10 protein-coding genes and 1 pseudogene are annotated in these 13,759 nt (G+C 46.4%); 1 reads left to right on the top strand and 10 read right to left on the bottom strand.

Going from position 1 to position 13,759, the window contains the following annotated elements; translation table 11 throughout:
- Positions 1–203 precede the first annotated feature (203 nt).
- Positions 204–1,913 carry an Rqc2 family fibronectin-binding protein gene (locus UB32_RS15810; RefSeq protein ID WP_044395443.1) on the top strand — a complete coding sequence of 570 codons (1,710 nt, stop codon included), beginning with the start codon at positions 204–206 and terminating at the stop codon, positions 1,911–1,913.
- Positions 1,914–1,963: 50 nt separating this feature from the next.
- Here UB32_RS15810 and pyrE read toward each other — a convergent pair whose 3' ends face one another.
- The 10 genes and pseudogenes from pyrE to pyrR all read right to left on the bottom strand — a co-directional run bounded on the left by pyrE (position 1,964) and on the right by pyrR (position 13,649).
- Positions 1,964–2,599, bottom strand: coding sequence for an orotate phosphoribosyltransferase (gene pyrE, locus UB32_RS15805; protein ID WP_044395441.1), 636 nt, complete (start codon positions 2,597–2,599; stop codon positions 1,964–1,966).
- Positions 2,596–3,312, bottom strand: a complete 717-nt coding sequence (gene pyrF, locus UB32_RS15800) for an orotidine-5'-phosphate decarboxylase (protein WP_044395439.1) — start codon at positions 3,310–3,312, stop codon at positions 2,596–2,598. Before pyrF ends, pyrE begins: the two co-directional genes overlap by 4 nt.
- A complete protein-coding gene (locus tag UB32_RS15795; protein WP_044395437.1) occupies positions 3,284–4,225 on the bottom strand; it encodes a dihydroorotate dehydrogenase in 942 nt (313 codons plus the stop codon). Before UB32_RS15795 ends, pyrF begins: the two co-directional genes overlap by 29 nt.
- Positions 4,222–4,989, bottom strand: a complete 768-nt coding sequence (locus UB32_RS15790) for a dihydroorotate dehydrogenase electron transfer subunit (protein ID WP_044395435.1) — start codon at positions 4,987–4,989, stop codon at positions 4,222–4,224. Before UB32_RS15790 ends, UB32_RS15795 begins: the two co-directional genes overlap by 4 nt.
- Positions 4,986–8,198 (bottom strand): carbamoyl-phosphate synthase large subunit, encoded by a 3,213-nt coding sequence (gene carB, locus UB32_RS15785; RefSeq protein ID WP_044395434.1) that lies wholly within the window; start codon positions 8,196–8,198, stop codon positions 4,986–4,988. The genes UB32_RS15790 and carB overlap by 4 nt, the downstream gene beginning before the upstream one ends.
- Positions 8,165–9,282: pseudogene (locus UB32_RS15780) on the bottom strand (carbamoyl phosphate synthase small subunit). Before UB32_RS15780 ends, carB begins: the two are co-directional and overlap by 34 nt.
- Positions 9,279–10,562, bottom strand: a complete 1,284-nt coding sequence (locus UB32_RS15775) for a dihydroorotase (RefSeq protein ID WP_044395430.1) — start codon at positions 10,560–10,562, stop codon at positions 9,279–9,281. Before UB32_RS15775 ends, UB32_RS15780 begins: the two are co-directional and overlap by 4 nt.
- Positions 10,525–11,469 carry an aspartate carbamoyltransferase catalytic subunit gene (locus UB32_RS15770; protein WP_044395428.1) on the bottom strand — a complete coding sequence of 315 codons (945 nt, stop codon included), beginning with the start codon at positions 11,467–11,469 and terminating at the stop codon, positions 10,525–10,527. The genes UB32_RS15775 and UB32_RS15770 overlap by 38 nt, the downstream gene beginning before the upstream one ends.
- 173 nt (positions 11,470–11,642) lie before the next feature.
- Complete coding sequence (locus tag UB32_RS15765) at positions 11,643–12,962, bottom strand: solute carrier family 23 protein (RefSeq protein ID WP_044395426.1); 1,320 nt, start codon at positions 12,960–12,962, stop codon at positions 11,643–11,645.
- A gap of 144 nt (positions 12,963–13,106) precedes the next feature.
- Positions 13,107–13,649: a bifunctional pyr operon transcriptional regulator/uracil phosphoribosyltransferase PyrR gene (gene pyrR, locus UB32_RS15760; RefSeq protein ID WP_044395425.1), complete on the bottom strand. Its 543-nt coding sequence runs from the start codon at positions 13,647–13,649 to the stop codon at positions 13,107–13,109.
- Positions 13,650–13,759: the final 110 nt, after the last annotated feature.

Below are 13,759 nucleotides of genomic sequence, written 5' to 3'. Positions count from 1 at the left end.
GCGACTTGGTCAGCCCCGACAAGCGTTGTCCGCCTAGGACGCCACGTCCTGTGCCTCAGAGGGCCGTCCCAGTTTGAAGCGTGAAGGTATCTCGCTGACTCCAAATGGTATTGGTGACCTCTTTTTCGGAATTCAGCTGTTTTTGGGCTCCAATATTGCTTTTACCACGACATGCCAGATAAATAGAAAAGGATGTAATTTATATGTCATTTGACGGATTGTTTACTAGAGCAACTACACATGAGCTTTCCTCCTTGCTTAAAGGAGGCAGAATCAATAAAATCCACCAGCCCTATAAAAACGAAATCATTCTTGCTTTGAGGGCAAATGGGATCAACTATAAGCTGCTGCTCTCGGCTCATCCGAGCTATGCAAGGGTTCAGATCACCAATGAGCAATATGATAATCCAAACGAGCCGCCCATGTTCTGCATGCTTTTGCGCAAGCATCTTGAAGGCTTTATAATTGAAGATATCAGGCAGTCTGGACTCGACCGGATGATTATTTTTGAGGTGAAAGGCCGGAATGAACTTGGCGATATTTCATCTAAAATCCTAATTGTCGAAATCATGGGACGCCACAGCAATATCATTGTCGTAGATAAGAACCGGAACGTTATTCTCGACAGCATTAAGCATATTTCATCCGCGATCAATTCGCACCGGGCGATCTTGCCTGGCCAGGAATACATCCTGCCTCCTCAACAGGACAAACTAAATCCTCTTGAGGCTGAGGAAGATGATGTCCTCCGTGTGGTTGATTTCAACGCTGGAAAAATCGATAAGCAGCTGGTTGCAAATTTTGCCGGGATATCACCTGTACTAGCTAGAGAGATTATCTTCAAGGCAGGGCTCGTCAACCGGACTACTCTCCCTAAAGCCTTTGTAACGATGATGGAAGCGATAAAAGGACATCACTACAAGCCGACGGTAACATACGGAAGCAATAAGGAGGCGTTTTATATGCTTCCACTGGAACATTTACAGGGAGAAACAAAATCGTTCGATACACTGAGTCAGCTTCTTGACCGTTTTTATTTTGGAAAAGCGGAGCGCGACAGAGTCAAACAGCACGGAAATGACTTGGAACGTCTGCTTTCGAACGAAAAAGAAAAGAACGAAAAGAAAATTAAGAAGCTGGAAGCTACCCTGGAGGATGCGAAGAAGGCAGAACAGCACAAGCTTTACGGAGAATTGTTGACTGCAAATATTTTTAAAGTCAACAAGGGTAGGAAAGAAATCTCGGTCGAAAATTATTATGAGGAAAACGGGGCTACCGTGACCATCCCATTGGACCCGCGGAAAACTCCATCTGAGAATGCGCAAAAATATTTCACAAAGTACCAGAAGGCAAAGAACTCCATTGCTATTGTAAAGAAGCAAATTCAACTCGCTCAGGACGAGGTTGTCTACTTTGACTCCCTGTTGCAGCAGGTAGAAGCTGCTTCACCAAAAGATATTGAAGAAATAAGGGAAGAATTGATCGAGGGTGGGTATATCCGGGCTCGACAGAAAAAGGGCAATAAGAAGAAACAAAACCTAAAACCCGTCCTTGAAAAATATCGTGCAACTGACGGGACAGAAATTCTGGTCGGAAAAAACAATAAACAAAATGATTATTTAACAAACAAAGTAGCTGGCCGCGATGAAATCTGGCTGCACACAAAGGATATTCCCGGGTCTCATGTCGTGATCCGAAGCAAGGAACCCGCAGAAGATGTGATCAAGGAAGCCGCACAAATTGCTGCTTATTTCAGTAAAGCCAGAAATTCAAGCTCAGTTCCGGTCGATTTTACCCGGGTTCGCCATGTAAAGAAGCCAGCCGGCGCTAAACCTGGTTTTGTCATTTATGAACAGCAGCAGACCGTTTATGTAACACCGGATGAAGATGTGATCTTGAAGCTAAAACGATAAACCAAAAGAGACCCTGCAGCCCTAGCAGGGTCTCTTCTTTTTTGCGAGGATCAGAAGTTTTTAGCTGTTGCCCAGTCAGTTGGATTCTGTTTCCATTCTTCCAGACTACTAAGGTTCTCCTTGGTAATCAATCCTTTTTGTTCCGCTATTTTTGCCAGTGTACTAAAGTCAGTCAAAGAGTGCGCTTCTATATTGGCCGATTTCAGCTGATGCTCTCCTTTTGCCAGTTCGTATGTAAAAATAGAGACTACACCAAGTACCTGACAGCCTGCGTTCCGCAATGCCTGGACGGCTTCGATAACGCTGCCGCCAGTTGAAATCAAATCCTCTACAACCACGACTTTCTGGCCCTCCATCACCTTGCCTTCAATCTGATTGCCTTTTCCATGTCCCTTTGCTTTTGAACGCACATAACACATTGGAAGATCCATCTGTTCACTTACCCAGGCAGCGTGCGGGATGCCAGCTGTAGCTGTACCGGCAACCATCTCTGTCTCTGGGAAATGCTGCTCGATGAGATCCGTCAATCCTTTAGCAACTTTTCTGCGGACAGCTGGATAAGAAAGGGTCAGTCTGTTGTCACAGTAGATCGGAGATTTCAGACCAGACGACCAGGTAAATGGGTTATCTGGCTGCAAGCTTACTGCCTCTATTTCAAGCAAAGATTCTGCTATTTCTTTTCTCATAATCTGACACCCTTCCAATCATTTTTGATTTTCAGATAGCTCTCAAGTGGATTAGCAGCATGGGTGATCGGCCTGCCAACGACAATTGCCGAGATTCCTTGTTCTCTGGCGAACGCAGGGGTTGCGGTCCGTTTCTGGTCCTGCATTTCGCTTTCCAGCGGACGGATTCCTGGTGTCACGGTATGGAATTCCGATCCTAATCGGTGATGAATCATCCCGGCTTCCAAAGGGGAACAGACAACACCATCCAATCCGGACCTTTTGGCTAATTCCGCATAATTCAACACAGATTCCTGTAAGGAACCAGTGATGAATTGTTCTGATTTGGCCTGGGCTTCAGATGTACTTGTCAGTTGTGTTACTGCAATACAATCAGGACGCTTAAGACCGGATGGTGTGCCTGCATCCAAACCCTCGAGCGCCGCTGTCATCATCTCCGAGCCTCCAGCAGCATGGACATTAACAAGATCACAACCAAAACTCGCTAGTACCTTCATTGCCCTTTTCACTGTATTTGGAATATCATGAAGCTTCAAATCGAGGAAAATTTTATGATTCTGCTTTTTTAACGCCTCGATGATGGACGGCCCTTCGGAATAAAACAGCTCCATGCCAACCTTGACAAAAAGTTGTTCGCTTTCGAATGCTTCAAGGAAATTCAGCACCTGGCCTTTGTTTGGAAAATCAAGGGCGATAATAAGCGAGTCTTTCATTCTTCTTCCAGCTCCTTCCCGTTAACTCGGAAATATGATCTACCCCAAGCTTAGCGAGGACTTCGGGCAATTCTTGAATGATTTTCGGGCAAATGAAGGGATCAACGAAATTCTGAGTCCCAACTGCCGTTGCGCTTGCTCCGGCAAGGAAAAATTCGACTACGTCCTCGGCTGACTGGATGCCTCCCATGCCGATGATCGGGATCGAAACTTGCTGGCTTACTTCATAGATCATTCTGATGGCTACTGGTTTGACAGAAGGACCAGATAACCCGCCCGTTTTATTTGCAAGAATGGGCTGTCCTGTTGCCAAGTCTAATCTCATTCCAAGCAATGTGTTGATCATCGTCAGTCCGTCTGCTCCGCCATTTTCCACTGCCTTCGCAATACTTACGATGTCGGTCACATTAGGGGAGAGCTTCACATATACAGGCACTTCTGACACTTCTTTCACCTTTTTTGTCAGCCCCTTTGCCATTTCCGGATCCGTACCAAAAGCGATTCCGCCAGTTTTGACATTGGGACAGGAAATATTCAGTTCAAGCGCGCTTACATTCGGCGCCTTTGAGAGTTGTTCCGCGACTGTGACGTAATCATTCTCAGTAGAACCAGCGATGTTTGCAATAATTGGTACATTGAATTGGTCAAGCCAAGGAAGCTCCTCATTGAACACTTTTTTGAGACCAGGGTTTTGCAGGCCAATGGCATTCAGCATCCCGCCTGGAGTTTCCGCAACCCTGGGAGTGGGGTTTCCGAAGCGCGGTTCGGGAGTAGTGGCTTTAATCATGATGGCGCCAAGCAAGCTCAGGTCGTAAAATTGGCTGAACTCCCTTCCGAATCCGAAGCAGCCTGAAGCAGGCATGACTGGATTTTTCAACTTAAGTCCAGGCAGTTCGATCGATAGTGCACTCATATGACCACCTCCCCTGCTTTAAATACAGGTCCGTCGCTGCAAACCTTTTTATAGGAAAATCCTTTTGGATCAGCTTTCGTGTGGCAAACACAGGCGAAGCATGCGCCGATGCCGCAGCCCATCCGTTCCTCGAGCGACAGATAGGTTTTCGCCGCATAGTTCCCATTCTCGATGGCTCTTAGCATAGGAGTCGGACCACAAGCGTAAATAATGTCTGCTTCAAGGTCGTTAAGAATGGCTGTTACAAACCCTTTCTGACCGTATGATCCATCAACCGTTGCTACATATACTTCGCCAAATTCCCCTAGTTCCTGTTCGTAAAAAATATCCTTTGCTGATTGAAAACCGATGACGCTGATGACCTTCACTCCGTTTTTGACCAACTGTTTGGCCAGCTCGTACATCGGCGGGACTCCAACCCCTCCTCCAACAAGAATCGCAGTTTCTCCTGGCTTTGTCTCCAGGACCGGAAATCCATTGCCAAGCGGGCCTAGGACATCAACGGACATCCCGGGGATTTTTTCGGCAAGCAGCGCAGTGCCTCTTCCCTGCCATCTAAAAAGGATCGTGAATGTCCCTTCATTAATGGAAGCAATGCTGATCGGCCGGCGCAAAAGCGGATCAAATCCTCCGCCAGTTTTTACATGGACAAACTGACCTGGCTGCCCCATTTCTGCGGAAATTCCACCGCTGAGCACTAGTTCAAAGATGTTGTCAGCAATTTGCCTGTTGCTGACAACTTTGCAAATTTCCTGCTTGATCATAAGAGGACACCTTCTTTGGCTCGGTCCATCGGCTTTAAAGACTCTGCTGAGAATGTCATCGATTCAATCACTCCTAAGATCGCTTTCGCTGTATCCAGTGAAGTCAGGCATGGTACGCCATTTTCAACCGATTCACGACGGATCCTGAAGCCGTCTCGTTCTGGCTGTTTTCCTTTTGTTAGTGTATTGATTACTATCTGGGCTTCGCCTTTACGGATAACATCAATCAGGTTATCGCCAGGAGAACCAATTTTGCCGACTGTTTTGACTTTGATTCCGTTAGTTTGCAAGTATTGGGCCGTGCCTTCGGTAGCCATCAGCTGATACCCAATACTAGAGAACCTTCTTGCTAACGCCAGCGCCTCTTCTTTATCCTTATCCGCCACTGTCAGCAGCAAATTTCCGAACTTCTTGAATTTCATTCCAGCAGCGATCATGCCTTTATATAGCGCCTTTTCCAGCGTTGTATCCTTACCCATTACTTCCCCTGTTGATTTCATTTCAGGGCCTAACGTAATGTCCACCCTGCGCAGTTTTTCAAAGGAGAATACTGGTACTTTGACAAAAACACCCTCTTGCTCACGTAAAAGTCCCGTTTGATATCCCTGGTCTTCCAAACTCTGTCCGAGGATAACTTTTGTTGCAATTTTAGCCATCGGCACATTCGTGATCTTGCTCAGGAATGGCACCGTCCTGCTTGAACGCGGATTGACTTCGAGAACAAAAACATCTTCATTTGTGATAACATACTGGATATTCAGCAAGCCTATGATGTTCAATCCCCTAGCAAGGTCAATTGTATAGGAAACTAGCTTTTGTTTTACTTCTTCACTTAGGCTTTGCGGCGGATAGACGCCAATTGAATCACCTGAATGGACACCGGCTCTTTCGATATGTTCCATGATCCCTGGAATGAACACATTTTTGCCATCGGAAATCGCATCAACTTCTACTTCTTTACCGGTCAAGTATCGATCAATCAATACCGGAAAATCCGGATTAATTTTTACTGCATTTTTCACATAGTAAAGCAGTTCTTCTTCTTTATAGACGATTTCCATTGCTCTGCCGCCGAGAACATAGGATGGGCGGACGAGGACTGGGTAACCAATATCCGTTGCAATTACAGCGGCTTCTTCGGCTGATTTTGCCGTACTTCCTTTTGGCAGCGGAATGTCCAGGTCCGATAGAGCATGTTCGAATTTATTTCTATCCTCGGCACGGTCAAGGTCCTCAAGGCTTGTGCCAAGAATTTTCACCCCTCTTTCCACTAGTTTCGAAGCTAGATTAATAGCAGTCTGACCCCCGAATTGAACGACAGCGCCAATTGGTTTCTCCAGGTTCACGATGTTCATGACGTCTTCCATTGTTAGTGGTTCGAAGTACAATTTATCAGAGATGCTAAAATCAGTAGAGACCGTTTCCGGGTTATTATTGATGATGATTGCTTCATAGCCTGCCTCTTTGATGGCTTTGACAGAGTGAACGGTAGCATAGTCGAATTCGATTCCCTGACCGATCCTGATTGGGCCTGAACCAAGTACGATCACGCTTGGCTTTTCCGTCACAATCGACTCGTTCTCTTCTTCATAGGTGCCGTAAAAGTATGGCGTTTCAGATTCGAATTCTGCTGCACATGTGTCGACCATTTTGAAGACAGGAATCAGCTTATTCGCAATCCGCCATTGATAAACTTCTTTTTCTGTCACATTCCACAGTTCGGCGATGACCTGATCTGCAAAACCTTTTTGTTTTGCAGCCCTGGCTGTTTTAAGCTCGAATGGCTTTGCTGCCAGCTCCTTCTCGAAAGCTTTTATCCCCGCTAATTTATAAAGGAAGAATAAATCAATTTTACTCCAGCTGTGCAGCGTTTCGATGGGGATTCCTCTTTGAATTGCTTCGGCAAGATAAAACAAGCGCTCGTCCCCGGCTTTGCGAATCCTTTTTTCAAGCAAATCATCATCGATTTCCGCTTTATTATTCAGTGAAAGATGGATGACATCTGCTTCAAGTGAACGGATTGCTTTTAGCAAAGACTCTTCAAAGTTTCTGCCAATGGCCATTATTTCTCCGGTGGCTTTCATTTGCGTCCCAAGCGTCCGATTGGCAGATTCAAATTTATCAAATGGCCAGCGCGGAATTTTAGTCACGACATAATCCAGTGTTGGTTCAAAGCAGGCATATGTACTGCCTGTGACCGGATTCAGCATTTCATCAAGGGTCAGTCCGACCGCAATTTTGGCTGCAAGTTTGGCGATTGGATAGCCAGTCGCTTTTGAAGCTAGAGCGGAAGAACGGCTGACACGTGGATTCACCTCGATAACATAGTAATGAAAGCTGTCCGGATCAAGCGCCAGCTGTACATTGCAGCCTCCTTCAATCTTGAGTGCTCGGATGATTTTCAAGCTGGCATTCCTAAGCAGCTGGTATTCTCTGTCACTCAATGTCTGGCTAGGCGCCACGACGATGGAATCTCCTGTATGGACGCCGACCGGGTCGAAGTTTTCCATATTACAGACCACAATTGCATTATCATTGCTGTCTCGCATCACTTCATATTCTATTTCTTTAAATCCGGCGATACTCTTTTCCAGCAGGCATTGCCCGACAGGACTGTTTTTGATGCCGCTAGTCACGATTTCAATCAATTCTTTTTCATTGCTGCAGATTCCGCCGCCGGTTCCTCCCATTGTAAAAGCAGGGCGAACAATAACCGGGTAGCCGATCTGTTCCACAAACACATACGCCTCTTCAAGGCTATGGATGATTTCACTGTCGGGAACCGGCTGCCCCAACTCGTTCATCAAGCTCCTGAACAGCTCCCTGTCCTCCGCCTGGTTGATCGCTTCTAGTTTCGTTCCGAGAATTTGAACTCCACATTCTTCCAGGACGCCTGCATTTGCCAATTCAACAGCCAGGTTCAAACCAGTCTGTCCGCCAAGGGTCGGTAGAATTGCATCTGGTTGCTCCTTGCGAATGATTCTTGATACAAACTCCAGTGTAAGGGGTTCGATATATACTACATCGGCGATTTCCGTATCCGTCATGATGGTCGCCGGATTGGAATTGACTAGGATAACCTTGTAGCCCTCCTCCCGCAATGCGATGCATGCTTGAGTTCCAGCATAATCGAATTCCGCGGCCTGCCCAATGATGATCGGTCCTGAACCTATAACTAAAATGCTGTGTACATCTTTACGCTTTGGCATCTGCGACAACCTCCTGTTTTTCTGCTTCAACCATCTCGATAAATTGATCGAACAATTCATTTGCATCTTCTGGACCTGGCGATGCCTCCGGGTGATACTGCACCGTGAATGCCGCCACCTTTTTATGGGAAAGGCCTTCGATTGTACCATCGTTTAAGGCAATATGGGTGATCTCCAAGTCGGTTGCTATTACTGACTCTTCTTTTACCGTATATCCGTGATTTTGGGCTGTGATCGCAATCCTCCCTGTCCGTAAGTCCTTCACCGGATGGTTGGAACCCCGGTGACCAAATTTCATCTTCTCAGTATTGGCTCCGCAAGCAAGTGCGAATAGCTGATGACCAAGACAAATGCCAAACAGCGGCAACCTGCCAAGCAATTCGCGGATCATTTCGATTGCTTCCGGAACGTCCTTTGGGTCGCCAGGTCCGTTTGAAAGCATGATGCCATCCGGACTGAGACTAAGAATTTCTTCAGCAGTCGTATTGTATGGAACGACAATCACATCGCAGTTACGGTTATTCAGTTCTCTTAATATCCCGTGCTTCAGCCCAAAATCAACTAGTACAACTCTATTGCCGCGGCCAGGGCTAGGGTAGGCTGTCTTGGTTGATACTTGTCTCACCTGGTCATTTGGAAGATTTTCCTTTTTCAGTTTTGCGACCATCTCCTCGGCATTTTCCTCCAGGCCGCAAATCATGCCTTTCAATGTTCCGTGCTGGCGGATAATTTTTGTCAGTTTCCTCGTATCGATTCCGGCAATTCCAGGAATATTTTTCATTTTAAGATAATCATCCAGGGGCATTTCGGATCGCCAGTTGGAAGGATAGTCAGTATGTTCTTTGACTACCAATCCTTGAATTGCAGGTGTGATCGATTCAAAGTCATCCCTATTGATTCCGTAGTTGCCAATCAAAGGATAGGTCAAGGTCACGATTTGGCCGCAGTAGGATGGATCAGACAAGATTTCCTGATAGCCGGTCATCCCGGTATTGAAAACCACCTCACCTGTAGTTTGTGCATCGCTGCCAAAGCCTTCTCCTACAAACACCGTTCCATCTTCCAATATGAGCTGCTTCTTCATACCTTACCAACTCCCTTTTCCCAGATTATTTTCCCTTTCGCAATCGTCATAACCGGCCAACCTTTGCAGTTCCAGCCAGCAAACGGCGTGTTCCTTCCTTTTGATAAAAATTCATCTGGATTGATTTCCTCTTCTTGATTTAAGTCAATCAACACGATATCTGCAAGCGCACCTGGCTTCAATTCTCCATATGGGAGCCCGAATGCTTTTGCAGGCTTGATGGTAAAAAAGTCAACGAGTTCCTTTAGGGTGAGCATCTTTTTTTCAACAAGATTGGTATATAATAGCGGGAAAGCAGTCTCAAGCCCAACAATTCCAAATGGCGCCAGTTCGATTCCCTCTGCTTTTTCCTGCCTTGTATGTGGCGCGTGATCTGTCGCAATGAAATCGATCGTGCCATCAAGCAGCCCTTCCATTAAAGCCTCTTGATCTTCTTTGCTCCGCAGCGGAGGGTTCATCTTATAATTCGCATCGTTTCCTAGTATGTCGTCTTCACATAAAAGCAAATGATGCGGTGTTACTTCAGCGGTCACTTTAATGCCGTATTTCTTCGCATCCCTGACAGCCCTGACGGATTCTTTCGTACTGATATGGCAGACATGGTAGTGGCAGCCTGCCTCTTCAGCAAGAAGGATGTCCCTTGCAATATGTACTGACTCACAAACAGACGGGATTCCATTAATTCCTAGTTCTTCCGCTTTCTTCCCCTCGTGGAGCGAGCCTTTATTGATCAATGTATTGTCTTCGCAATGAGCAACGATCGCTATGTCCAATTTCGCTGCCTTTTTCATCGCTTTCAGCATCATTCCCGCTGATTGAACGCCTACGCCATCATCAGTCAGGGCGAAAGCTCCTGCTTCCTTCAATTCCGCAAAATCGGTTAACTCCTGTCCAAGTTCGCGAACGGTGATGGACGCATAGGGCAGGACCCTTATGGAAGCCGTTTCCTGAATTCTTTCCTGCAGCCATTCCATTTGGGCCTTTGAGTCAGGGACAGGTCTTGTATTAGGCATGGCAGCCACTGTAGTAAAACCACCCTTTGCTGCAGCAAGCGTCCCTGTAGCAATCGTTTCTTTCTTTTCTCCACCAGGCTCACGCAGGTGGACATGCAGATCAATCAGCCCTGGTGCCACCAGCTTTCCTTCTGCTTCAATAATTTGCTCAGCATCGGAGGAGAGTTGAGGGCCAATCTTTGAGATTTTTCCATTCTCTATGAAAATATCCACTGTTTCAAATCCGTTTTCAGTAAGCAGTTTGCCATTTTTGATTAGCATGGACATGCTCAATTCCCCCATTCTTGTTTTGAAGTGCTTTTTTTAGCACTGCCATTCTTATATACACGCCATTTTCCATTTGCTTAAAGATCCTCGACCTTGAACACTCCACTAGTTCATTTGCAATCTCCACTCCGCGATTGACCGGTGCAGGATGGAGAATGATACTGTCTTTTTTCATCAATTTTTCCCGCCCGGCGGTTAATCCGAATTGTTGGTGATAAGCTTCCTTTTCGAAAAGAACTTTTCCATCATGGCGTTCATGCTGGACACGCAACAGCATTACAACGTCTGCTTCGCGGACAGCGTCATCCACTTCCATATACTCGCATCCTTCAGGAAGTTCAGGTAAGTTGATCCAGCTATCAGGACCGGAGAAAATGACCTTTGCCCCGAGCCTGGTAAGTGCATCGGCGTTTGATCTTGCCACCCGGCTGTGGAGGATATCGCCAATGATCGCTACTTTGATTCCCGTGAACCTGGAAAACTCCTGATGGATGGTCATCAAGTCCAGTAGGGATTGCGTTGGATGATGCCCCCTTCCGTCCCCAGCATTGATGATTGGAATGGATATTCCTTTATGAAGCTCGGAAAAGTAATTGTCCGCACTATGTCTGATTACTACTGCATCTGTTCCAATTGCCTCGAGGGTCCTGACAGTGTCATACAATGTCTCGCCTTTTAAGACACTTGATGTCTGCATCTCGAAGGGAATAACCTCGAGACCTAACTTTCGTTCTGCCACTTCAAAACTTGATTTCGTCCGTGTGCTAGGCTCGAAAAACAAATTGCTGATAAAAACCTTTCCTTTCGGCTGCCATGTCTCCCCAATAGCAAATCCTGTCGCACTTTCAAGAATTTCATGAATTTCATCCACGCTCAATTTTGATGTTGTCAGCAGCTCCCATTTCATGATCAGTCCGCCTCCTTTTATGTAGAAAAAAACACCCTGTCTGTTCAACAGGGTGCTTTGCATGAACTTGCCGGCATAAATCCGCTGTGTGCGTGAATTTATGTGCATGTTGAATAAGCCGGTTCGCCCATAACACCCTTTTTAGCCTCTCTGGACTTTTTTAAAAGGTGAAACTATGCTACATCGTTCTTTTCTTCAGTTTTTTTTTTCGTTTCCTCTTCAAACATGTCTTCTTCTATATTTGGGCGTCCAGGAAGGATTATGTTCAGAACGACACCGATGATTGCTGCTAAGGCCATACCCTGGATCTGAAACTGCTCTGATACCTTAATGAATGCTCCGCCAATCCCGATGACCAGGATGACTGAAGAGATGACGAGATTGCGCGTATTGCCAAAGTCGATTTTGCTGTCTACCAGCATTCTTAAACCGGACGATGCAATAATTCCGAATAACAGGATCGATACGCCACCCATTACTGGTGTAGGAATCGAGCTGATTAAAGCAGTGATTTTCCCGATGAATCCGAACACTGTAGCGATGATGGCAGCACCCAGCAGGACGTAAACACTGTATACTCTAGTGATTGCCAGCACTCCGATGTTTTCACCGTAAGTTGTTTTAGGCGGTCCGCCGATCAAGCCGGAAATCATCGTCGCCATACCATCGCCCATAATCGAACGGTGCAGGCCAGGTTCTTTAATATAGTCCCTGCCGACTATCTTGCTCAGGACAAGCTGATGGCCGATGTGTTCAGATAAAGTAACGATTGCTACCGGTACCATTAAAAGTGCGATTTCCATTGTTACTTTCACTTTGTAGTCAACGAATGGGAGGATGAAGTCAGGCATCTCGAACCATCCGGCTTTTTGGACTACTGAGAAGTCTACGATTCCAATTACCAAGGAGTATACATAACCGACGATTATCCCTGCTAAGATCGGCACCATGCTCATCATCCCTTTTCCATAAATCGAGAAGATGATTGTTGCTGCAAGTGTGACGAGAGCAGCAGAGAAGTGAAGCAGACTATACTCGGTCGTTCCAGGAACATTCATCGCCATGCTGACTGCTGTACCCGCAAGCGAAAGTCCAATGACAATGATAACTGGTCCAACAACGACAGGAGGCAATAATCTCATGATCCAGCGATAGCCCGCTTTTTTAATAATCAGCGCGACCGTTCCGTAGACGAGGCCGGCCAGGAAGGTGCCGATCATTGCTGCACCAGGGCCGCCGCCTGCTTTTGCTGCAATGACAGGTGCGATGAAGGCGAAGGATGAACCAAGGTAAGCAGGTACCTGGAATTTTGTGATGATCAGGAAAGCAATTGTTCCTAGACCGCTTGAAATCAATGCGATTGCAGGGCTTAAGCCGACCAGGTATGGAACTAGGATGGTTGCGCCAAACATGGCGAATAAGTGCTGAAGGCTTAGTGTGAACCATTGGAATGGTGATGGGATATCTTTAATATCTAGAATTGGTTTGCTCATTTTTATTCCCCTCTCTTTTTAAAAAACAAAAACCCTCTTTGCCAGATGTTGCAAAGAGGGTTTGGGCAAAAAAAGCCCCCACAAAGCGATCGCTTTGTGTTCCCCCTTCTCAGCCTCTCTGGACTGCTTTTAAAAGGGCATTATTTATTTATCAAAAATGCTTACTCGTTCTTCCTTGTCTACTTCTTGCAGTTCGACAACAATTTTTTCAGAGCTTGACGTCGGAATGTTCTTGCCTACAAAATCTGCTCTGATTGGAAGCTCCCGATGTCCTCTGTCAACGAGGACTGCAAGCTGAATTGTTGCCGGGCGCCCGATATCAATTAGGGCATCCATCGCAGCTCGGACAGTACGCCCGGTGTAGAGGACATCGTCTACGAGAATCACTTTTTTATTCAAAATGTCGACTGGGATATCCGAACCCTTTACCTCCGGTTCCTGGTCACCCGTCTTTTTTGTTAGGTCATCACGATACAAGGTGATGTCAAGGACTCCTACGGGCATTTCAGCACCTTCAATTTCCCGGATCCGCTCGGCCAGTCTTTTGGCGATAAAAATCCCTCTCGTGCGGATTCCGACGAGCACACAGTCTTCGATTCCTTTGTTTCTTTCGATGATTTCATGGGCAATCCTCGTCAATGCTCTGCGGATTCCTTGATGATCGAGCACAACCGCTTTTTCTGTCATTTGTTTTCACTCCTTCTCTGTCTGTGGTTTGAAAACGGACTTACTAGAAAAGCGCAAGCACCTTGGTCAGCCCCGATAAGCGCTGCCCGCCGATAACGCCACGTCCTGTG

The sequence above is a fragment of the Mesobacillus subterraneus genome, assembly GCF_000934845.1.
Lineage (GTDB): Bacteria > Bacillota > Bacilli > Bacillales > Cytobacillaceae > Mesobacillus > Mesobacillus stamsii.
This window is presented reverse-complemented; position numbering and strand designations above follow the sequence as displayed.